We start from the raw sequence: 19,383 nt of genomic DNA, 5'->3' as shown, positions 1-19,383 counted from the left end.
CTTGAGTAATAGCGCTGGCGTCGTGATTCGTCCAGTGGTCCGGTCGCAGCTTGGCGTGCATGTGGATGCCTATACTGCTAGGAGCACCTCCCAGGGGAGCCCGCCGATGTTCGCGCTGATGCAAAGCACCCGCACTCAGTCACTGCACCTGTTCACCGACCCGAAAACCGGCCTCAAGGCTGTGGTGGCCATTCATAACGAGATTAGAGGCCCGGCGCTGGGAGGTTGCCGCTACCTGCCCTACGCCGACGACGAGAGCGCCATGGCCGATGCCATCCGCCTGGCGCAAGGCATGAGCTACAAGGCGGCGCTGGCCGGGCTGGCGTTGGGGGGTGGCAAGGCGGTGGTCATGCGCAACCCGCACGTGGAAAACCGCGCGGCGCTGTTCGAGGCGCTGGGGCACTTCGTCGATACCCTGCAGGGGCGTTTCATCATCGCTGTGGACAGCGGCACCTCCACGCTGGACATGGATTGCATCGCCCAGAGTACGCCCCATGTGACCAGCACAACGGCCTCGGGTGATCCCTCGCCGCATGCGGCCATGGGGGTATTCGCCGGTATCCGTGCAACCTGCCTGGCCCGCCTGGGCAGCAGCGACCTCAAAGGCTTGCGCATTGCGGTGCAAGGCCTGGGCAATGTGGGTTACGCATTGGCCGAGCAATTGTACGCAGCAGGTGCCGAGTTGCTGGTGAGTGACCTGGACCCCGGTCGGGTGCGGCTGGCGGTGGAGCAGTTCAACGCCCATCCGGTGACCAACGATGCCTTGATCAGTACGCCCTGCGATATTTTTGCGCCGTGTGGCGTGGGCCCGGTGCTCAATGGCCAGACGGTGATGCAATTACGCTGTGCTGCGGTGGCAGGGGCGGCGAACAACCAGCTGACCACCTTGCAGGTTGCTGACCAGCTGGAGGCTCGCGGGATTCTTTATGCTCCGGACTACGTGATCAATGCCGGTGGTTTGATCTACGTGGCAATGAAGCACCGCGGCGAGGAGCTGGGCACCATCACCGCGCACCTGGCACGGATCCCGACGCGCCTGACCGAGGTGTTCGCTCACGCTCAGGCCGAGAAGCGTTCGCCCGCCCGTGTGGCGCAAATGCTGGCGGAGCGGTTGCTATACGGCTGAAGCCGCACGGCGGCCCGGCCGTCGACATCATTCTGCAGCGTCACCTTGCAACAACTCACCCAACGCGTCCGGCTGGCTCTTGAATGCCCGCGCGAACACGTCGCGGTTCTTCGCCATGTAAATGCCGGCTTCCTCGACCTGCTGCTCGGTCAGCGACGGGACCGCCTTGTGCAGCACCTCGGCCAGGCGCTCGGCCAGTTCGAGCATCTTGTCGTGACGATCAGCTTCTGCCTTATCCATGAACAAGCGCTCCGGGTCGCGGCTGCTGCGGTACACCACTTCGACGGCCATTCATCACCTCTGTGCCTTTTTGCGGTTGGTTTATCGATAACTGTATGCGCATACAGTAATGGCAATCGCACCTCAGGTGCAACCCTTGCCGCAAGAAAGCGTAGCCCACAGGTGCCTTGCGGCAATCTGCCGCCTTCCAAAGCAGGGGCCTGGCCCTTTAACTGCATGGCACAAGCGTCACACGCGTGACGCATCATCCTTCATGTCGTATCGGGGAATCGCACATCGTGAACATCAAATGGGCAGAAAAGCTGCGCAAGGGCCTGCATGGCTCGGCCGACTCGCTGGGCAATCTGTGTGTAGAGGGGTTTCACTACCTTGCCCTGTTCGGCATCGGCGCCATTACCGCCTACGCGGCGGTGATGACGTTCCTGGACATGCTCGGCAAGGGCGGCATCAGCGTCGATGACATCCTGCTGCTGTTCATCTACCTGGAGCTTGGGGCGATGGTCGGGATCTATTTCAAGACCAACCACATGCCTATCCGCTTTCTGCTGTATGTGGCGATCACCGCGCTCACCCGCCTGCTGATCGGTGATGTGTCGCACCACAAGGCGCCGGATGAGGGCCTGCTGTACCTGTGCGGGGGCATCCTGCTGCTGGCGTTTTCGATCCTGGTGGTGCGCTACGCCTCGTACCGTTACCCCTCGACCAAGGTGCTGGACGCCAATGGCAAGGCAGTGGAAGAGGGCAAGTAGCCGTCAGTTGGCGATGGAGTGACCTGGCTGCTGGCGCGGGTCGCGGGTGAGGGCGGCCAGTACCTGCAAAGGGTTCTGCCCCAGTTCGATGGCCAAGCCCAGGCGAATGCTGTCGATGACCCGCTGCAGGCGCACCGGGTCGTTGCGCTGGGCCTGGGTTATCAGGCGCTTGGCGACCACCCCGGCATCATCGGACAGTGTCAGCATGATGCTGCCGTCCAGGCGCTCGATGCTCAGGTTTACGCGGTACTCGGGGGCGAAGGCGGCGCTGATCTGTTCGAATGGATTGTTCATGGTCTGGGCCTGCAATAGGTGATTGCAGGAATTGACCGGGTAGATGCCGGGTTGGTTCAGGGCATTTGATCGGTAGCCCTCGCGCCCCAGGGCAAGGCAATTAGCCACTATTGTGACTACACTCCTGTGACCAAAGCCGCGATGGCTGGCCTCTGGCCTGCAAAGGAGTGCCCGTGGTTCCCTCTTCCGCTGCCCGGCAGCGTGGCGCGATCGGCCTGATGGCGGTTACCACACTGGCCCTGGCCTTGCTTTTCATGCTGGTAGTGGTCGACAGCGGCCGTCTTTACCTTGAGCAGCGCAAGTTGCAACGCATCGCCGACATGGCCGCGCTTGAAGCTGCAGGCCAGTCTGCCGTGTGCACGGGCAGTGGCCCACAGGCCACGGCCATCGCCAGCGTAGCCGCGGCCCGCAACGGCCACACGCCTGGCAGCCCCTTGGTGGCCAGTTGCGGTTACCTGCAGACCGGTGCCAATAGCCTGCGCACGTTTACCAGCGACAATGCCCGTAACGAAGCGATACGGGTCGATGTCAGCAACACAGTCACCACCAGTTTTGCCGCCGGCATCTACATCCTGACCCAAGGTGGCGGGGCTCCCCTGACCACCACCCTGCAGGCCCATGCGGTGGCGTCCAAGGCATTGCCGCCACAGGCCATGCTGAGCATTCGCACTACGTTGGCTACGGTGGATTCGCAACAGTCGGTGTTGCTCGATGGCCTGCTCGGCGCCTTGGGAGGCAACGTGCAGCTTGGCCTCGCAGGCTGGAAAGGCATAGCCGCAACCGACCTCAACCTGCTCAACTACCTCGAGCAGTTGGCTGTCGACCTGCAATTGACCGTTGGCGACTACGAGCAACTGCTCAATGCCGACGCCACCGCCACACAATTGCTGGAAGCGGCGGTCAAGGTACTTGAGCAAAGCGGTGCCGCCGCCGATGTTGTCACCAACCTGGGCAAGGTCGCCCTGGGGGCCGGCAACAGCACGTTGCTGCAACTGAGCGACATTCTCGATATTCAGAACGGTACTGCCCAAGCGGGGCTGGACGCCAGCATCCAGCTGCTGCAACTGGTGCAGGGGGTGATCCAGCTGGCTGCGAGCGAAAGCGCAGCCACTGCCGACTTGCCGATTAGCGTGCTCGGCCTGATCAACGGTCGGGTGCGGCTGAAGGTGATCGAGCCGCAACAGGTCTCGGCGGTCGGCGATCCGCGTACGGATGAACTGAGGGTTCACACGGCTCAGGTACGGGCGATGATTTCGCTCGACCTGCCGCTGCTCAGCACGGTCTTCGGCTTGGTCAATGCGGTGCTCGACCTGGCCTCGCCACTGACCAACGTGCTCAACAACCTGCTCAGCCTGAACCTGGCTTCGACACTGGAGTCGGTGCTATGCCTGTTGGGTGTGCCGTGCACCGTCACCGATATCGTGCTCGTGCCTGACAAACTTCAGCTGGACATTGGCCTTCAGGTCGCCGAAGCCACGGCACGCCTCGACCCGCAGTCTCCTGACACGTTCAGCTGCTCGCCCAAGCGTTTGACCGTCCAGGCCCAGAGCGCTGCTGCCAAGCTGGCGGTGGGGCGCTTCGAATCCACTGACGCGTTCTTCACCACCGGCACTACCGCAGTCAAGGCGCTGCCATTGATCGATATCGGCACCAAACGCTGCACCAAGCTGCTGATACTCGGAACTTGCCAAAGCCGAATACCCTACGCCGGTGGCGGCCTTGGCCTGCGGGTCGACAGCAAGCTGCTGGGCAGTGGCCCGGTAGAGCACTCGCTGGTGTTCCAGGGCCCGGTTAGCGAACCGCCCAATATCGGGCAGCCCGCCGCCTACCTGAACATGCGCCCGGTCAATGACAACGTGGTCGGCAGCCTCAGCGACACCTTGCTGGGCGTCCAGCTCCAGGCCTTCAAACCCACCGCCAACAGTGGCCTCGGCGATGTGCTGGTGATCGCCGGCAATGTACTCGGTACGGTCAAAGGCATCATCGAACCCTTGATAAGAGGGTTGCTCAGCCCCCTGATCGACCCGTTGGTCAATGTGCTGCTGAAGGTTCTGGGAATCGACCTGGTCAATACCGACGTCGGCGCCAACCTCAGTTGCTCCACCGGCCGTGCTCAGTTGGTGTTGTAGATGGGCAGCAACACCCGGAAGCAGGCACCGTCAACGCCATTGAGCGCTTCGAGCCTGCCGCCCATGGCTTCGACGATGCCGAAGCTCACCGACAACCCCAGCCCGGTACCCACGCCCGCAGGCTTGGTGGTGAAGAACGGCTCGAAGATGCGCTCGATCAGGCGTGGGTCGATACCGCCGGCGTTATCTTCCACCTGCAGGCACAGTTGCCCTTGCTCGATACGCTGGCAGATGCCGATCCGTGGGCTGGCCACCTGGCGCTCGAGCAAAGCGTCCCGGGCGTTGACCATCAGGTTGATCAGCACCTGCTCGAGCTGGTCCTCATGCCCTTGCACCTCCGGGCAGAAATCCGGCTCTTCGACCTGCAACGCCACACCTTTGCCGCGCAGCCCTTCAGCCAGCAACGCCACTGCGCCATCCACCGCAGTCCAGGCTGCAAACACCTGGTGCTCAAGCGCGGAGCGCCGCCCATAGGTGCGCATGTGCTCCACCAGCCTGGCCACGCGCTCCACCTGTGCATCGATGCGCTGCAGCTTGCCTGTCAGGTACTCGACTTCGACCACCCCGCTTTCCACGCGCTTGAGTGTGTTGGCAATGGCCAGGCGCATCACGTTCAGCGGCTGGTTGATTTCATGCACCAGCCCTGTCGCCAACTCGCCGAGCGTGGCCATCTTGGCGCCCTGCATCAATTGTTGCTGGCTTTGCCTTACCTGCGTGTTGTCGCGCCCCACTGCCTGCACTTCCAGCAGCCGGCCTTGCTCATCGAACAGCCCACGCTCGGCCCACACCCACCAGGCATGCCTGTGCCCTGGCAGTTGCAGGCAGATCTCCGCGCTGCCCAGCGGCTGCTCCGGGGTAAGGTCGGCCAGGCGTTGCAGAAACGACAGGCGCTGGCTGTCGGACATCCATTGGCCCAGGTTCATCTCGCTCAGTTGCTCAGGTGCGCACTCCAGTTGTTCGGCGAGCGGCCGGTTGCCGAACAGCAGCTGCAGGTCCGGGGTGTAGCGGCAGATCATCGCGGGTGAATCCTCCACCAGCACCCGGTAGCGTTCCTCACTCTGGCGCACACGCTCGGCTGCCTCGGTCGCTTCGCTGACATCCAGCCACAGGCCGACCACCTCGACCGGCTGGCCAAGGTCGTCACGCAACAGCCGGGCTTCGTCCAGCACCCAGTGATAGCCACCCAAGTGGTCGCGCAGGCGATAGCGGCTGCGGACCTGGCCATCGCGCAACAGCGTACGTGTTCGCTCAAGCCATAGCGCCCGGTCGTGCGGGTGTACCGCCTGGCCTGGTTGGCGCGCCAGCTCGCTATCTTTGGGCCAGCCCAGCATCGGCGTCAGGCTGGCGCTGAAAAACTCACTGTGCAACGCGCCCTCGCAACAGCGCTGGATATAGATCACCGCAGGCGAACTGGCGATCAGGTTCTCCAGCCGGGCGCGCGCGGCGCTGGCCTGAAGCTCCTGGGCTTTCAGTGCGCTGATGTCGAGCACAAAGCCGTGCCCCTGCCCGCCGTGCAACTGCCCGACCCAGTGCAGCCAGCGAGGCGCCGCGCCACTGTCGGCTTCGAGCAGCCGCACGTTCAAGCTCAATGCCACACCGTTGCGCAACTGCTCCAGGGCCATTTGCGCAGCCTCCCGATCAGCCGGGTGCAGGCGCGCCAGCCATTGCTCGATACTCACCGCACTGGGCAGGCCAAGGCTGGCGGCCAAGGCCGGATCGAAATGCAGCGGCCCTTGCCCCGGCCATTGCCACCAGCCTGCGCCCAGTTGCTGTTGCAGCTCGTCCAGATGGCGCGAGCGCTGCTGCAACTGGTGTTGCCGCAGGCGCGCGAGCAGCGGCTCGAGCAAGGCTTGCAAGAGCGCCTTGGCCGCCTCTGGTGAAGGCACCGATGGCGCGCCCGCACACAGCAACCAGGCCTGAACCTCATGGCCATGGCTGTAAGGCACAAGGAACAGCGGTAATCCAGCGCAAGTGGCCCGCCAGTGCGGCAAGTCAGGCGCGACCTGCTGAAAATGGGCGGGAAGCGCCTGCAGCCACGGCTGCAAGCGTTGGTCATCGGGCCAAGGCCAGTCGCTTTCGCTGCAGGTATGCGCCCGCCAGCCCGATGGGTCCGCCAACATCAGGCGTACCGAGCCGGCATGCCAGTGCTCGGCCAGGCGCAGCAGTTGCTCGGCGGTCGTCTGCGTCAGCCAGTCTTCGCTGCAGTCACGCACGGCCTGGCCGACGTCTGCGGCCAGCTGGCGCAAGGTCAGGCACTGTTCCTGCTGAGCGCCTTGGCGCAGCAGGTCGCTGATATCGAACAGCTGCAGCATCCAGCCGACAGCCTGGTGTTGCAGCCAGCCACGGGTCTGCAGGGCCTGGCCGTGCACGGTGTGAAAATCCAGGTCCAGTGCTTGCCCTTGCCAATCGGCGGGCACCCCTTCGAGGGCCAGCCAGCTGTGCCGATACAGGTAGTCGTGCACCCGCGCCTGCGCGTGGCTGGGTACGGCCAGCAGCGTGCGCAAGGGCCCGGCCAGGCGTAGCACATGCCCCTGATCGTCCAGCCACACCTGAAGGCCCACGGCATGCGGCATCTGCGCGGCGGGCTCTGCGCCATGGCTGCCCAGCCAGCGATCGAACAGGCCACTCACAGTTGCAGGCTCGCTTCGGCCTGCAAGCTCTCAGGCAGGCGGGGCACTTCGCCAATCAGCGGTATCACCAGCAGCGGCAGCACCTTGTGCAGTTTGCTTTTCGGATAATTGATCGTCACCTTCAGCAGCTTGTCATCATCCACGCTCACCTGTGCATCGGCCGGCTGGAAGTCGAGTGCCTCAGGCATCCAGGCCAACTGCTCGCGGATCACTGCATGGGCAAGCGCCTGTACATCGTCGTCATAGGTCTCGCTGCTCGGGTCCAGAGCCACGCAGCGGCGCACGGCCTCGCTGCTGGCCTGGTTGAACGATTGCAGCATCAGCATTGGCAGGGTGTAGCTGACCAGGCCGTAGAACACTGTGAAAAAGATCATGAAGACGGCGACGAACTCGATGGCTGCCGCGCCTTTTTGCCGTGCTACCGGGCCTGCTTGCATGATTGCGTCTACCCTGACGAGGAGTCCTGAGTTACAGCATAGAAGCCTTCGACGAACAGGGATGGCCAATTGCCAATATCCAGTATCGCCCTGCTGCTGTGGCTTGCCTTGTGCAGCCGGCAAGATGTCCGCGAACGGCAGATTTCCAACCTTCTGACCCTGGGCGTCGCAGCCTGTGCGCTGGTGTGGCTGGCGGTTACCGGGCATAGCTGGATCGGCGCCCGGGCCAGTGATGCCGGCTGGGCACTGGCGATTGTGTTGCTGCTCACGTTGCCCGGCTACGCGATGGGGCGTTTCGGTGCCGGCGACGTCAAGTTGCTCGGCGCGCTGGGGCTGGCCACCAGCCAGGACTACGTGCTCGGTACGTTCATCGGCGCCGGCGGCACCTTGCTGGTCTGGGCGCTGTTGCGACGGTGGGCGCGGCGCAGGGCAGGGCAGGGGGCTGAAAAGCAGCCTTTCGCGCCCTTTGTGCTGGTGGGTTTTTTGCTGACCAGCGCGTGCCTGCAGTGAGATCGCCAGGCCCGGTCAGTTGTTCGACTCAGTCATCTTGGTCCAGCGATAGAAATCCGGAATGGCGTACTTGTAGGTTTCCAGCCAGCGCTGCTTGGACAGATCACGCTCGCGCGCCGTCTGCACCTGCAGGCGCGTGGACGCCTGTTCGCCACTGGACTGCACCCGCAGCAGCGCTTCGGTTGCCGTCAGCGCAGGCGGTTGCTGGCGTGGGTAATCCTCTGCCCAGGCCGTGGTAAAACCGGTGCAGCAGGCCAGCAGCATCACATACCTGATCATGACCTTCTCCTTTGCTCAGTTGACCATCACACCTGCGCCACTGGCCGAAGCTATCGGCCCGCGTCCTGTGGCTTTGATCTGGCTGGCGCGTGCCTGGGCCTGGGCAAACTGCGCCGGTTTGAGCCGCAGGCGGCCGACCAGGTCGGTGGCTTGCTGCCAGTTGTCCTGCAGCAGCGCCAAGGTCACCAGGTTGACGGCGGGCAGCGGGTTGTCATCCTTGAGCTCGATGGCGGTCAGGAATTCGAACCGTGCCTGTTCATACCGGCCCATGCTCATCAGCACCACACCCAGGTCGTTGCGAACCCGCTCGTCGGTGGGGGCCAGACGCGCCGCACGCTGCAGGTTCTGCAAGGCCTGTACGTCATCGCCCCGGGCCGAGGCGAGCTGGCCCAGGCCATGTTCACCCTCGGCCGCGAGGCAGCCGCCGAGCAGGCTGCGGTACAGCGGTTCTGCTTCGCTGCGCCCCAACAGGCGCGAGACCCTGGCCTTGCGCAGGCGTACCTGGTCGAGGGTGTTGGGCAACTGCTCCAGGTGCGCCAGGCTGGCATGCGGGCGGCCATCGTTGAGCATCTCGTCCGCCAGGTTCAGCGCCAGTTGCTGATCGGCGTTCGGCTTGCCGCAGCTCGAGGTGCCGAACAAGTGTCCGAACCCTTCAGGCTGCTGGCCGGCGCATCCTGTCAGCAAGAGCAGGCCGGTGAACAACAGGGTCGCTTTCATCCATTACTCCCTAGGGGCCCAAGGCCCGCGTCAAGGCGGAAAATCCCGGCCCGGCCAGGACGATGAGCAGTGCCGGGAAGAGGAAGACCATCATCACCGCCGACATTTTTGCCGACATTTTCGATACCCGTTCCTGCATGCGTGTCAGGCGCCGGTCATCGAGCAGGTCCTTGAGCGCGAGCAGCGATTTCATCGCACCACTGCCCTGTACCAGCAACTGTTGAAGGATCACGCAGGTGTCGATGAACTCATCCACGGCCAGTACCCGGGCGCTCTTTTCCAGCTCCGGGCCGAGCGCCAGGCCCGAGTCCACCCGTTGCAGCACCTGGCGCAACTCTTCGCTGATTTCGGGGACCAGCGCCTGGCCTTCCTGGCTCAGCACGCGCAGTGCCTGCTCTACGGCCAGGCCGGTCTCGAAGAGAATGCGCAGCAGCGGAATCATCAGGCTGACTTCCTGGGCGATACGCTGCTGGCGCCGTCTGGCGGCAACCGCCAGCAAGCGCTTGGGCAACAGGTAGCTGGCACCCAAGGCGCATAACGGCCAGACCAACCAGTGCGTGCCTTCACCGCCTAGCACGCCTTGCTGCAGGATCAGTGTCAGCACGACCGCCAGCAGCGGCAGCCCCAGTTGCATGGCAGCGAACAGCGCCCGCTGGCGGCTGCGGCGCCAGCCGACACGGTCAAGCAAGGCTTGGGTTTCCCCGTCGAGTTTCTGCAGGCGCCGCCCCAGCGGGCTACTGCCCAGCCAGTGCAGCCAGTCCCCCAGGCGCTCCTCGCGCGTCAGCCGCCCCTGCAGCCTGCGAGCGACCAGGTAGCGGGCACGCAGCTGCCGGGCGGCCTGCACGCCAAGCAAGCCGGCGGCGATGAACAGGCACACGGCGCAGAGCAACAAGGCCATGGTCAAAGGCTCCTCATCATGCGCCACAGCACCAGGCAGCCGACCACCTGCAGGGCGAAGGCGAACAGCAGCATCATCTGGCCGCTGCTGTCTTGCCACATGGTCAGCAGGTAGTGCGGATTGGCCATCAGGAAGTAGCCGACCATGCACAGCGGCAAGGCACCCAGGACCATCGCTGTGATGCGGGTTTCGCCGGTCATGGCCTTGAGCTGACGGCTGCCTTGTTCGCGCTCGCGGATCAGCTTGATCAGGTTCTCCATCAGCTCGCTGGTATTGCCGCCGTAGCGCTGGTTGATGCGCAGCCCCATGGCGAACAGACGCAGCTCGTCCTGGTTGTAAAGCTCGGCCAGTTCGTTGACCGCATCGTCCAGCGGCACGCCCAGCTGTACGTTGCGCCGTACCCGGGTCATGGTCGAGCGCAAGGGCTCGCGAGAGCCGTCGATACCACCAAGGACCGCATCATTGAGGGTGCGCCCGGCCTTGAGGCTGCGCACGCTGTAGTCCAGCAAAGCGGGCAGCTGTTCGACAAGCTGGTGCACGCGCCGTCGGCATAGCCAACTGAGGGTGAAATAGCCGAGCAGCGGCAGGCCGACCAGCACCATCAGCCCGGCCACCCACCCGGCCCCCAGCAGCGCCACCAGTGCCAGGCCGAGCCAGGCCAGCAGCCAGCGCTGCGGTTGCCAGTCGGTTGCGCCAAGCCCGGCACGTTGCAACAGCGGCTCGAGCCAGGCGCGCCGTGCATTGCCGCTGCGGACCAATTCAAAGGCCCGCCCCAGGCGCTGGAGAATGCGCTGTTCGCTGCGCTTGTACAGGCCCAGGCGAAACAGCATCAGGGAGACGCCCAGCAACAGGGGCGCCAGCGCCAGCAGCAGGGGGCCGGTCATTGCACACCTTCATGGCGCAGTTTGCTGCCCGCGGGGTTCGGCGCCTCCCGCAGAAACACGTCGCCGCCGCGGCGGTCGAGGCGGAACAGGGTATTGGTCACATACACGTCGTCACGCACGCCGACCACTTCCAGCACTTCACTGACGCAGCGGCGACCGTCGGGCAGGCGGGTCAGCTGGATCACCACGTCCAGTGCCGCGCAGATCATCTGCCGCAAGGTCTTCTCGGCGATCTGCCGCCCGCTCAGGCCAACCAGGGTTTCCAGGCGCAGCAAGGCGTCCTGCGCGGTGTTGGCGTGCACGGTACTCATCGAGCCGTCGTGGCCAGTGTTCATCGCGGTGAGCACGTCCAGCACCTCGGTGCCGCGGATCTCGCCGAGGATGATACGGTCCGGGCGCATGCGCAGGGCATTGCGGATCAGCTCGCTGGCCTTGATCTCGCCGTGCCCCTCGGCATTTGGCGGGCGGGTTTCCAGGCGTACCACGTGGGGATGGTGCAGTTGCAGTTCGGCGACGTCTTCGATGGTCACCAGGCGCTCGCGCGGGGCGATCATCTGGCTGAGGATGTTCAGCAGGGTGGTCTTGCCGGTGCCGGTGCCGCCGCTGACCAGGATGTTGCAGCGCCGACCCACGGCGCGCTCGAGGAAGTCGAAAATGTGCTGGTCGATGGCACGGGTAGCGAGCAGGTCGGCACTTTTGAGCATGTCCTGGCGGAATTTGCGGATCGACAGGCACGGCCCGTCCAGGGCCACGGGTGGAATGATCGCATTGACCCGGCTGCCGTCGGGCAGGCGCGCGTCGACCATCGGCGACGATTCGTCCAGCCTGCGCCCGAGCGGTGCAAGGATGCGCTGCATGACGCGCTCGACGTGTTGGGCATCGATGAAACGCAGGTCGGTCTGTTGCAACTGCCCGGCCCGCTCGACGAACACCCTGTGCGGCCCGTTGACCAGAATCTCGGTGACACTGGCGTCCCGCAGCAGCACCTCCAGCGGCCCGAACCCGGTCAGCTCGTCGACCAGTTCTTCGGCCAGGCGCTCCATTTCGTAGCGTGACAGTGCCAGGCGCAGGCGCGCCACGTAATCGCCCACCTGCTCCAGCACAAACTGCGTCAGTGCCGGGCGCGCGCCTTCGAGCAGGTTGCGGCCGCTGTCTTCGATGGCATCGATGGCAAAGCGGTGCAGTGCACGCTTGAGCGCATAAGGGTCGCCCGTGGCATGGTGGGGGCCGCCGAAGGGTTGGTCGCCGTTCATTTGCTGCCCCATAGCCGACGCAGCCAGGTAAAGGCCGGTGGCGCAAGGTTTTCCGAACGCTGCGCCAAGCGCTCACCCAGGCCGCGCAGGGCTTGTGTAAGGTTTTCGCGCGGGGCCAGTTCGAACAGGCTCAGGCCCTGGTTTTTCACGTTCAGCCGCACCTCGGGGCTGTCGGGCATGACCTTGAGCAGCGGCAGCGCATAGCGCTTGGCCAGGCTCTCGGCATCCGGGGCGACATTGCCCAGGTAGCGGTCGACCAAGAGGCTGGCATGCTCCAGCTTGATGCCATGATCGCGCCACAGCTCCAGCACTTCGAGGTTGCGCCGGCAGTCGAGGATGTTCTGGTCGGTATAGATGATGAGCTTGTCGCAGTGGCTGATGATGGTGCGCAGGGCTTCGCTGTCGGCATGCCCGGTCAGGTTCACGACGATGTGCTGGAAGTGCTGGCGCAGTGCGCTGAGCAGCATGTACAGCTCGGCGGCACTGGTCTGGCGCAGCGGGTCATCGTTTTCGGCAAAGGTCAGCAGGCGCAGGCCTTTCTTGTCGCGGGTGAAAGCACTGTCGATCAGGGTGGTGTCGAGCCGGCGCAGGTGGCGCAGGGCATCGCCGAAATAGAACGACGCCTCCAGCCCCAGCAGCGCCAGGCTGTCGCCACGTGGCATGCCCAGGTCCAGCAGCAGGGTCTGCTGGCCGCTTTCCTGTACCACCCGCGCCAGGTGCGTGGTCAGCAAAGCGCCGTCGGCACCGGTCTGCACGCCGTACAGCACGGTCAGGCCGCCCAGGCTTGGGTTGTTGGTGACGGTGGGCATGCGCTTGCCCAGCCGCCGGACCAGCCCGGCCACTTCACTGGCCCGTGAGCCGTAGGCGACGAAATCGCGGGCGCCGGCACGCATGGCGTGCAGCACCAGTTGATTGTCCATGCCATCGCCCAGAGCGACGATCGCTAATAGCGGCTTGGCTTCAAGCACGCCCTCGATCAGTGCGCACTGATTGACCAGTTGCTCACGGTCCAGGCCGATGAACACCAGGGTGCTGAAGGTCGCATTGATCAGCGCCAGCAGTTCGTCGAGGCTGCCGCCGCTGGCGCCGATCACCTGGCCTTGGGGTGCCAGCGCGCTCTGCAGCCACTGCAGGTCTTCTTCATTGCGGGTGATGCCCAGAAAGGTCTGGTTGAGGCTCTCGTTCATCGTGATAACCCGCTTTGGCCATCGAAGTTGCCGTTTTCCATGAAGAACAGCCGGCCCCAGCTGGGGTCGTAGGTACGCAACCCTTCGCCGGGCAGTTCCGGCAGGCGGGCATTGGCCGCCAGCGGTTGAACCAGGTGCGGGGTGACGATCATCAGCAACTCGGTCTCCTCACGTATCAGGGCCGATTGCCGGAAGAACGCGCCAAGGATCGGCAGGTTGCCCAGGCCGGGGAGCTTGTCCACGGCGGAGCGGGTGTTGTTGCCGACCAGGCCGCTGATGATGAAACTCTCGCCATCGGCCAGGGAAATGCTGGTATCGGTGCGCCGTATGCTCAGCCCCGGTACGCTTGTGCCGCCAATGGTCACCGCATTGGTGTAATCCAGCTCGCTGACTTCAGGTGCTACCTTCAGGGTAATGCGGTCGCGGCTGATTACGGTCGGCGTCAGTGCCAGGCGCACGCCGAACTCCTTGTACTCGATCGAGAAGTTGTCACTGCCGGCGCTGGGCACCGGGATCGGTATCTCGCCACCGGCCAGGAAGCTTGCAGTCAGGCCGCTGAGCACGGTGAGGCTGGGGCGCGCCAGGGTGTAGGCGAAACCGCTGTTTTCCAGGGCATTGATGGCCGCCAGGAAGCGGCTGCTGCCGCCGCCCCAGACGATGTTGAACACCCCGTCGTTGAGCGGGATCTGCGGCGAGGTGACAGGCACGGCGCCCGGTGTCACCGAAGTGCCTGGCACGGTACCCGGCGATCCGATCAGGCTGTTGTTCGAGCCGCTGAAAAACAGCCGTGCGCCGGCTTCCTTGTACTTGGTGCGGCGCACCTCGACGAAGCGGATATCGGCCTGCACCTGGCTTGGCAACTCCGGATCCAGCGACGGTGGCAGGCCCGTTTCGGCCATGGCGGCACTGGCCTGGCCTTTGACGAACAGCATGGCCCGGTGTGGTGCCGGTGCGCAGGCTGTCCACAGCATGAGCGTGGTATTGCCCTGGCCCACGGCCGTCACCAGCACGGCGCGGTCACCGCTGGGTTGCACGTCGGCAACCTTGGGGTCGCCGACGGCGGCGCGGGTGATCGCCAGCGGCAAGCGCAATTCTTGCTGCAGGCCTTGGTCGATTTCGATCACTGAAGGCAGCTGGGCAAATGCTTCGCAGCCGTTGCTGGCGGCATGGGCCTTCGGCAGCAGCGCAACCATGAGCAGGGCAAGGCACGCGAGGCTGAAGAACCGTTTTGAACTGCAACGCTCGGAACTACGCATACTGCATCCTTGCCTTGTCAGGGGGTCTTGTTGGCGTCCGCGGCCTGTGCGCCACGGATGATCTGCATGCTTGCAACGGCTGCAGCGGTTGAGGCGGTTTTGGCCAATGGCGCCTGGGAAAGCTGGCTGAACCGATAGAGTTCCCGGTTGATGCTTTCTACCTGCGGTTGGCTATCCGCTTGGGCCCAATATCGGGCCAGCCGCTGCTCGGCGGCACTGCGCACGGCCAGGCGCAGGGTGCCGACCTGGGCTGCCAGCATCAGGCGGCTGGCCAAGGCTTCAGGGACTGCCAGCACCACGGTGCGGGTGCTTGCGGGGTTGCCTGGGGTCGCCTGCTCGCGGCGCGCCTTGAGCTCCTCGGCGGTCAGTGCCGGGCGGCCGTCATTGGTAACGCCCATCTGTTCCCCGACGCTCAGCACGCGCAGGGCCGGCAGCACGACCTGGGCAGAAGACTGCGGGTTGTTGGCCTCTTCGCGCAGGTACAGCAGCACGTCGACAAAATCACCCGGGTACAGTTGCCCGGCGGCGCCGACCACGTCGTCCACGCCTACCGCAACGGCCCGCTCGTGGGCACGGATCATCCGTGCCAGCGGTCCGCCGGGCTGGAAGCTCGACTCGTCCAGCCAGCTACCTGCGGCCAGTGGCCTGGCGCTGCTGCGTCCGATCACTTGGTCCACTTGCTGGAAGGCACCGGCAGGGACTACCTGCAAGCGTTCGAGCAGCACGTCGTCTGCGGTCAAAGGCGTATTGGCCGGCAGCGCCTTGCGCAGCACGACGATGGGGAAGCGCTGCGGCTCGGGCGGTTGCGGGGTGGGCGCTGCAACCACCGCAGGCGGCTGCTCGGCGACGGGGGCTACCGGCTGGGGTGGTGCAGGGGGGCGGCTGAGCACGACCCCCCAGTATCCCGCGAGCAGTGCGCCGAGCAGGAAAAGAGCAGCCAGAATCATGGTCAAGCGACTGCTCATGGCTGGCCTCCGTGCACGCGTCGGGTGGTGGCAAAAAGTCACTATTTCGCTATTGCACGGTAGCCCACCCATCGCCATTCGCCATTAGGCGCTCGGCTTTTTTTGTAGCCAGAACGTAAACCCAATTAAAACAGTCAGTTGTTGAAATAAAAGGATCTAATGCTTTTGGATTATCACCTGATGACTAATGCTTTTTTATATTTGCAGACGGCTCCAGCTTGGCAATCCTTTGATGGCAAACAGGCGTCACTTTGACACCATTGTCGCCGGCGAGTTCGCCGCAAGGAGCTGGTCATGTTGCTGAAACAGGTCATCCTTCACTGCAAGCAATTCCTGCATCGCAAGGACGGTGCCTCGGGTATCGAGTACGCGGTCATCGCGGCGATGGTGGCGGTGGTATTGGCCGGGTTCGTTCCCGGGATCTCCGGCAACATCAGTACCATGTTCACCGCAATCCAGACGGCCCTGAACTAGACCAATAACAGGCGATGTCTCGTCGGACCGGATCAACAGGAGCCGCACATGCAGAACTCTCCCTCGCGTCAGCAGATTCTTCTGGTCGATGACGAGGAAGAGCACCTGCTTGAGTTGGCCGAACTCCTCGACAACGAGGGGTACTACTGCCACACGGCAGGCTCGGTGAAAGCTGCCCTGCAACTGCTCACCCGTTATCCGGACGTTGCCTTGGTCATCACTGATCTACGCATGCCGGAAGAAAGCGGCATCGGTTTGATCCAGCGCCTGCGCGACCATACGGCCCGGCAGCATTTGCCGGTGATCGTCATGTCGGGGCACGCCGGTGCGCAAGACCTCAGCGACCTGCTGCGCCTGCAGGTGCTGGATTTCTTCCGCAAGCCCATCTATTACGCACGGTTGCTGGAGACACTGGACAACCTGTTCCCGCAACCACTGTTGCAGGTTGCCAAGTACTGACTCAACTGGACGAAGGTGAAAACGAAAACGCCCGGCACATGGCCGGGCGTTTTTGCTTACTGGCAAGGGTCAGGCGTCGGGATCGCTCAGTTCCAGTACGCCGCGCTTGCTGCGCAGCTTGCCGTAGAAATGATCCAGCGCATTGTTCAGCTTGCTGGCGGCTCCATCCACCGCCTGGTCCAGCGAAGCGGCGGTATGGGTCACGGAAATCGGTTGATGGCCTTTGGGGCGAGCCTCCATCTGGCAGCGTTTGTCATGCGGCCCGGGCTTGGCGCCGTTCTCGTCGCGCAGGTGCACCTCGATGCGGGTGAGGTCCTCCTCGTAACGTTCGAGTGTGGTTTGCAGCGTACTGCGGACCCACTCGTTGAGACGGATGTTGCCTTCGATATGGTTGCTGCTGTTGACCTGGATTTGCATGATTCAATCCTTATTCAGCTTGCTCGCATGGAGGCGTGCCTAGGCCCTTGAGGCCCTTGGAAATTCTTCGCCTCTTGACTCTAAGGTCAGGCAACCGAAGCCTGAATTCAAGCCCTTCGTGAAAATAAATTTTCTGTTGCAATTAACCCCACAGAGGCTACCGGGCAGCCCTTTGACGACATAAGACCGGTTAAAAACCCCAAGTCTTTCAGACTTTGCTTATGCGAATTGAAATCATTACTATTGCAACCCCCAGAGTTTCCCGGACCTCCGCCATGAAGCGCAATGCCGCCGGACTGCCCCTCAGCTACCGCCTGGCCGTGACCTCACGCTGCCTGGCAGCGGTGCTGGGTGGGTACCTGCTGGCGTCCATGGCCAGTGTCTGCATCACCTTGCTGGTGCCGTTGGCGCAAGTCGACGCGGCCATGACCGGCATGATGCTGTCGTTCGTTTTCTACCTGTTGGCCTTCATCTGGTGCTTTGCCTGCCGCAGCGCCTGGCATGCCTGGCTCGGCGTGTTGCTGCCGAGCCTGCTGCTGGGGCTGATCAACGGGCTGGCCTATTGGATGAAGAACCCATGAAGGGCGGTTTCCGCCAGGCGATGGCCTGGCTGCACACCTGGACCGGGCTGATTTTCGGCTGGCTGCTTTTCGCAATTTTCCTGACCGGCACACTGTCGTATTTCAAGGAAGAGATCAGCCACTGGGCACAGCCCGAAGTCCGCCGCCACGCGCTCGACCCGGTGGCCAGCCTGGGCCTGGCCCAGCGCTACCTGGAGGCCAACGCGGCGCACTCGGGCAACTGGATGATCCGCTTGCCCAGCGAGCGCGAAGCCGCGTTGAGCGTCGGCTGGCGTGACCCTGCCGGCGGGCGCCGTGGCTTTGTCAGCAAGCAACTCGACGCCCAGACCGGGCAGCCAGTAGAGGCCCGTGACAGCCGCGGCGGCGAGTTCTTCTACCGCTTCCACTTCCAGCTGCAGATGCCCCACCCCTGGGGGCGCTGGCTGGCGACCTTCTGCGCGTTCATCATGTTGCTGGGCCTGGTCACCGGCATCATCACCCACAAGAAGATCTTCAAGGAGTTCTTCACCTTCCGCCCCGGCAAGGGCCAGCGCTCGTGGCTGGATGGGCATAACGCAATCGGTGTGCTGGTGTTGCCGTTCCATCTGATGATCAGTTACAGCAGCCTGGTGATCTTCATGTACATGGTGATGCCGGCCAGCATCATGGCCAGCTATGGCGGCACTACCAACGGCTACTTCAACGACCTGTTCGGCCCAGAGGAGGTGCCCAAGGTGGCCAACGTCGCTGCGCCACTGGTGCCGTTGGCCGGCTTGTACGCCAAGGTTCAGGCGCAGGTCCCCGGTGCCCGCATGGGTTACATCCAGGTGCACAACCCGGGCGACCGCAACGCTCGCGTGAGCTTCGCCCAGGCTTCGGCCGACAACATCGCCTACAAGCGCAGCGCCAACTGGATGTTCGACGGCAGCACGGGCGAGCTGCTGAGCCAGGGGGCACCGGAAAGCGCTGCGATGATGACTTCGTTCAGCTTCGTCGGCCTGCACATGGGCAACTTCGCCGGGCCCTGGTTGCGCTGGCTGTACTTCGTGTTCGGGGTGGCGGGTACTGCGGTCATCGGTACGGGCCTGGTGATGTGGCTTGGCAAGCGCCAGCTCAAGCATGCCAAGCGCGAACGCCTGCCCGCTGAGTTGCGCCTGGTCGAGGTGCTCAACATCGCCAGCATGAGTGGCCTGCTGCTCGCGGTGGCCGGCTTTTTCTGGGCCAACCGCTTGCTGCCTGTGGCGCTGCAAGGGCGGGCGGACTGGGAGGTGAACACGTTCTTCGTGGCCTGGCTGTTGTCGCTGGTACATGCCGTGCTGCGCCCCGGGCGCCGAGCCTGGGGCGAGCAGCTTGGGTTGGGCGCGCTGGCCTTCGCGCTGCTGCCTTTGCTCAATGCGCTGACCACCGGCCAGGGGCTGAACCACAGCGTAGCCGCCGGCGACTGGGCGATGGCGGGCCTGGACCTCACGGCATTGGGCACCGGTCTTTTCCTGGCCTGGGCCGCAGGCAAGATGCTGCGTGCTCCGAAGGCTGTGGCCAAGCGTGAGCCCCGGGTGTCAAAGGCAGCGGCTGAAACGCTCGAGGTGAACGGATGCTGAGCGTCGCCCTGATCGGTTTTGCCGGGTTCGCCGCCTTGTGCCTGGCGATGGAAAAGCACTTCAGCGACCTGCTCGGGCGCAAGCCTGCTGTCGGCCAGTTGCGCAGGCTGCGTATGGCGGGTTGGTTGCTGCTGCTGGCATCGCTGTTGCTGTCGGTGCACCTGCGTGGGTGGGCCCATGGCTTGGTGGAGTGGGTCGCTGTGTTGATGGCCGGGGTGACCCTGTGGGTCTTCGCCTTGCCTTACCAGCCGCGCCTGTTGCTGGGGCTGGCGGGGATCAGCCTGGTACTCGGCCCGCTGCTGGTCATATCTGGCGGGTGAT

22 protein-coding genes are annotated in these 19,383 nt (G+C 64.0%); 9 read left to right on the top strand and 13 right to left on the bottom strand.

Annotated elements, in window-relative coordinates; all coding sequences use genetic code 11:
• The first annotated feature begins 106 nt into the window (after window positions 1-106).
• Window positions 107-1,126 carry a Glu/Leu/Phe/Val dehydrogenase family protein gene (locus ACMGGN_RS18090; protein WP_046784739.1) on the top strand — a complete coding sequence of 340 codons (1,020 nt, stop codon included), beginning with the start codon at window positions 107-109 and terminating at the stop codon, window positions 1,124-1,126.
• A gap of 27 nt (window positions 1,127-1,153) precedes the next feature.
• Here ACMGGN_RS18090 and ACMGGN_RS18085 read toward each other — a convergent pair whose 3' ends face one another.
• Window positions 1,154-1,417 carry a YebG family protein gene (locus tag ACMGGN_RS18085; protein ID WP_046784740.1) on the bottom strand — a complete coding sequence of 88 codons (264 nt, stop codon included), beginning with the start codon at window positions 1,415-1,417 and terminating at the stop codon, window positions 1,154-1,156.
• Between the two features lie 227 nt (window positions 1,418-1,644).
• On the opposite strand from ACMGGN_RS18085, the gene ACMGGN_RS18080 reads away from it, so the two are divergent.
• Window positions 1,645-2,115 (top strand): phosphate-starvation-inducible protein PsiE, encoded by a 471-nt coding sequence (locus tag ACMGGN_RS18080; protein WP_115273586.1) that lies wholly within the window; start codon window positions 1,645-1,647, stop codon window positions 2,113-2,115.
• 3 nt (window positions 2,116-2,118) lie between these two features.
• Here the strand turns inward: ACMGGN_RS18080 and ACMGGN_RS18075 are convergent, their stop codons facing one another.
• The gene (locus tag ACMGGN_RS18075) at window positions 2,119-2,409 is read right to left on the bottom strand and encodes a DUF3509 domain-containing protein (protein ID WP_046784955.1); all 291 of its coding nucleotides are present in this window, start codon (window positions 2,407-2,409) and stop codon (window positions 2,119-2,121) included.
• 173 nt (window positions 2,410-2,582) lie between these two features.
• Here ACMGGN_RS18075 and ACMGGN_RS18070 point away from each other — a divergent pair, with 173 nt between their 5' ends.
• On the top strand, window positions 2,583-4,538 hold the full coding sequence (locus ACMGGN_RS18070) for a pilus assembly protein TadG-related protein (protein WP_414156164.1): 1,956 nt from the start codon (window positions 2,583-2,585) through the stop codon (window positions 4,536-4,538).
• On the opposite strand, the gene ACMGGN_RS18065 is transcribed toward ACMGGN_RS18070, so the two are convergent.
• Window positions 4,523-7,168: an ATP-binding protein gene (locus tag ACMGGN_RS18065; RefSeq protein WP_414156163.1), complete on the bottom strand. Its 2,646-nt coding sequence runs from the start codon at window positions 7,166-7,168 to the stop codon at window positions 4,523-4,525. The genes ACMGGN_RS18070 and ACMGGN_RS18065 overlap by 16 nt on opposite strands.
• A complete protein-coding gene (locus ACMGGN_RS18060) occupies window positions 7,165-7,605 on the bottom strand; it encodes a TadE/TadG family type IV pilus assembly protein (protein ID WP_039603864.1) in 441 nt (146 codons plus the stop codon). The genes ACMGGN_RS18065 and ACMGGN_RS18060 overlap by 4 nt, the downstream gene beginning before the upstream one ends.
• 75 nt (window positions 7,606-7,680) lie before the next feature.
• Between ACMGGN_RS18060 and ACMGGN_RS18055 the strand changes: the two genes are divergently transcribed.
• Window positions 7,681-8,115, top strand: a complete 435-nt coding sequence (locus ACMGGN_RS18055; RefSeq protein WP_115275473.1) for a prepilin peptidase — start codon at window positions 7,681-7,683, stop codon at window positions 8,113-8,115.
• 15 nt (window positions 8,116-8,130) lie between these two features.
• Here the strand turns inward: ACMGGN_RS18055 and ACMGGN_RS18050 are convergent, their stop codons facing one another.
• From ACMGGN_RS18050 to cpaB, 8 genes are read right to left on the bottom strand one after another with little or no spacing between them, the layout of a single operon-like run.
• Window positions 8,131-8,394: a DUF3613 domain-containing protein gene (locus ACMGGN_RS18050; protein WP_115273588.1), complete on the bottom strand. Its 264-nt coding sequence runs from the start codon at window positions 8,392-8,394 to the stop codon at window positions 8,131-8,133.
• Between the two features lie 15 nt (window positions 8,395-8,409).
• Window positions 8,410-9,111: a tetratricopeptide repeat protein gene (locus ACMGGN_RS18045; RefSeq protein ID WP_046784779.1), complete on the bottom strand. Its 702-nt coding sequence runs from the start codon at window positions 9,109-9,111 to the stop codon at window positions 8,410-8,412.
• Between the two features lie 10 nt (window positions 9,112-9,121).
• Window positions 9,122-10,009 carry a type II secretion system F family protein gene (locus ACMGGN_RS18040; protein WP_115273589.1) on the bottom strand — a complete coding sequence of 296 codons (888 nt, stop codon included), beginning with the start codon at window positions 10,007-10,009 and terminating at the stop codon, window positions 9,122-9,124.
• 2 nt (window positions 10,010-10,011) lie between these two features.
• Window positions 10,012-10,893: a type II secretion system F family protein gene (locus ACMGGN_RS18035; protein WP_115273590.1), complete on the bottom strand. Its 882-nt coding sequence runs from the start codon at window positions 10,891-10,893 to the stop codon at window positions 10,012-10,014.
• A complete protein-coding gene (locus ACMGGN_RS18030; protein ID WP_119688288.1) occupies window positions 10,890-12,146 on the bottom strand; it encodes a CpaF family protein in 1,257 nt (418 codons plus the stop codon). Before ACMGGN_RS18030 ends, ACMGGN_RS18035 begins: the two co-directional genes overlap by 4 nt.
• Window positions 12,143-13,333, bottom strand: coding sequence for a pilus assembly protein (locus ACMGGN_RS18025; RefSeq protein WP_046784783.1), 1,191 nt, complete (start codon window positions 13,331-13,333; stop codon window positions 12,143-12,145). The genes ACMGGN_RS18030 and ACMGGN_RS18025 overlap by 4 nt, the downstream gene beginning before the upstream one ends.
• On the bottom strand, window positions 13,330-14,589 hold the full coding sequence (locus ACMGGN_RS18020; RefSeq protein WP_046784784.1) for a type II and III secretion system protein family protein: 1,260 nt from the start codon (window positions 14,587-14,589) through the stop codon (window positions 13,330-13,332). The genes ACMGGN_RS18025 and ACMGGN_RS18020 overlap by 4 nt, the downstream gene beginning before the upstream one ends.
• Window positions 14,590-14,606: 17 nt before the next feature.
• The gene (gene cpaB, locus ACMGGN_RS18015; RefSeq protein ID WP_237860149.1) at window positions 14,607-15,554 is read right to left on the bottom strand and encodes a Flp pilus assembly protein CpaB; all 948 of its coding nucleotides are present in this window, start codon (window positions 15,552-15,554) and stop codon (window positions 14,607-14,609) included.
• A gap of 294 nt (window positions 15,555-15,848) precedes the next feature.
• Here cpaB and ACMGGN_RS18010 point away from each other — a divergent pair, with 294 nt between their 5' ends.
• A complete protein-coding gene (locus ACMGGN_RS18010; RefSeq protein ID WP_046784786.1) occupies window positions 15,849-16,028 on the top strand; it encodes a Flp family type IVb pilin in 180 nt (59 codons plus the stop codon).
• 48 nt (window positions 16,029-16,076) lie between these two features.
• Complete coding sequence (locus tag ACMGGN_RS18005) at window positions 16,077-16,487, top strand: response regulator (protein WP_115273593.1); 411 nt, start codon at window positions 16,077-16,079, stop codon at window positions 16,485-16,487.
• 69 nt (window positions 16,488-16,556) lie between these two features.
• Here the strand turns inward: ACMGGN_RS18005 and ACMGGN_RS18000 are convergent, their stop codons facing one another.
• Window positions 16,557-16,904: an HPF/RaiA family ribosome-associated protein gene (locus tag ACMGGN_RS18000; RefSeq protein WP_012312780.1), complete on the bottom strand. Its 348-nt coding sequence runs from the start codon at window positions 16,902-16,904 to the stop codon at window positions 16,557-16,559.
• Between the two features lie 275 nt (window positions 16,905-17,179).
• Here ACMGGN_RS18000 and ACMGGN_RS17995 point away from each other — a divergent pair, with 275 nt between their 5' ends.
• The 3 genes from ACMGGN_RS17995 to ACMGGN_RS17985 are packed head-to-tail and all read left to right on the top strand — an operon-like array spanning window position 17,180 to window position 19,382.
• A complete protein-coding gene (locus ACMGGN_RS17995) occupies window positions 17,180-17,485 on the top strand; it encodes a DUF3649 domain-containing protein (protein WP_046784788.1) in 306 nt (101 codons plus the stop codon).
• Window positions 17,482-19,062, top strand: a complete 1,581-nt coding sequence (locus ACMGGN_RS17990) for a PepSY-associated TM helix domain-containing protein (RefSeq protein WP_414156162.1) — start codon at window positions 17,482-17,484, stop codon at window positions 19,060-19,062. The genes ACMGGN_RS17995 and ACMGGN_RS17990 overlap by 4 nt, the downstream gene beginning before the upstream one ends.
• On the top strand, window positions 19,056-19,382 hold the full coding sequence (locus ACMGGN_RS17985) for a DUF3325 domain-containing protein (RefSeq protein ID WP_115273595.1): 327 nt from the start codon (window positions 19,056-19,058) through the stop codon (window positions 19,380-19,382). The genes ACMGGN_RS17990 and ACMGGN_RS17985 overlap by 7 nt, the downstream gene beginning before the upstream one ends.
• Window position 19,383: the final 1 nt, after the last annotated feature.

The organism is Pseudomonas sp. BNK-30 (assembly GCF_047456185.1).
GTDB lineage: Bacteria > Pseudomonadota > Gammaproteobacteria > Pseudomonadales > Pseudomonadaceae > Aquipseudomonas > Aquipseudomonas putida_E.
The sequence above is the reverse complement of the archived record's forward strand: the minus strand, read 5'-3'. Positions and strand labels throughout refer to the sequence as shown.

Excerpts from the sequence above, each read along its gene's own strand:
- ACMGGN_RS18050 (WP_115273588.1), bottom strand. The coding sequence starts at position 8,394 with ATGATCAGGTATGTGATGCTGCTGGCCTGCTGCACCGGTTTTACCACG.
- ACMGGN_RS17990 (WP_414156162.1), top strand. The coding sequence starts at position 17,482 with ATGAAGGGCGGTTTCCGCCAGGCGATGGCCTGGCTGCACACCTGGACC.
- ACMGGN_RS18045 (WP_046784779.1), bottom strand. The coding sequence starts at position 9,111 with ATGAAAGCGACCCTGTTGTTCACCGGCCTGCTCTTGCTGACAGGATGC.
- ACMGGN_RS18025 (WP_046784783.1), bottom strand. The coding sequence starts at position 13,333 with ATGAACGAGAGCCTCAACCAGACCTTTCTGGGCATCACCCGCAATGAA.
- ACMGGN_RS18085 (WP_046784740.1), bottom strand. The coding sequence starts at position 1,417 with ATGGCCGTCGAAGTGGTGTACCGCAGCAGCCGCGACCCGGAGCGCTTG.
- ACMGGN_RS17985 (WP_115273595.1), top strand. The coding sequence starts at position 19,056 with ATGCTGAGCGTCGCCCTGATCGGTTTTGCCGGGTTCGCCGCCTTGTGC.
- cpaB (WP_237860149.1), bottom strand. The coding sequence starts at position 15,554 with ATGAGCAGTCGCTTGACCATGATTCTGGCTGCTCTTTTCCTGCTCGGC.
- ACMGGN_RS18035 (WP_115273590.1), bottom strand. The coding sequence starts at position 10,893 with ATGACCGGCCCCCTGCTGCTGGCGCTGGCGCCCCTGTTGCTGGGCGTC.
- ACMGGN_RS18020 (WP_046784784.1), bottom strand. The coding sequence starts at position 14,589 with ATGCGTAGTTCCGAGCGTTGCAGTTCAAAACGGTTCTTCAGCCTCGCG.
- ACMGGN_RS18060 (WP_039603864.1), bottom strand. The coding sequence starts at position 7,605 with ATGCAAGCAGGCCCGGTAGCACGGCAAAAAGGCGCGGCAGCCATCGAG.
- ACMGGN_RS18075 (WP_046784955.1), bottom strand. The coding sequence starts at position 2,409 with ATGAACAATCCATTCGAACAGATCAGCGCCGCCTTCGCCCCCGAGTAC.
- ACMGGN_RS18000 (WP_012312780.1), bottom strand. The coding sequence starts at position 16,904 with ATGCAAATCCAGGTCAACAGCAGCAACCATATCGAAGGCAACATCCGT.
- ACMGGN_RS18040 (WP_115273589.1), bottom strand. The coding sequence starts at position 10,009 with ATGGCCTTGTTGCTCTGCGCCGTGTGCCTGTTCATCGCCGCCGGCTTG.
- ACMGGN_RS18010 (WP_046784786.1), top strand. The coding sequence starts at position 15,849 with ATGTTGCTGAAACAGGTCATCCTTCACTGCAAGCAATTCCTGCATCGC.
- ACMGGN_RS17995 (WP_046784788.1), top strand. The coding sequence starts at position 17,180 with ATGAAGCGCAATGCCGCCGGACTGCCCCTCAGCTACCGCCTGGCCGTG.
- ACMGGN_RS18090 (WP_046784739.1), top strand. The coding sequence starts at position 107 with ATGTTCGCGCTGATGCAAAGCACCCGCACTCAGTCACTGCACCTGTTC.
- ACMGGN_RS18005 (WP_115273593.1), top strand. The coding sequence starts at position 16,077 with ATGCAGAACTCTCCCTCGCGTCAGCAGATTCTTCTGGTCGATGACGAG.
- ACMGGN_RS18030 (WP_119688288.1), bottom strand. The coding sequence starts at position 12,146 with ATGAACGGCGACCAACCCTTCGGCGGCCCCCACCATGCCACGGGCGAC.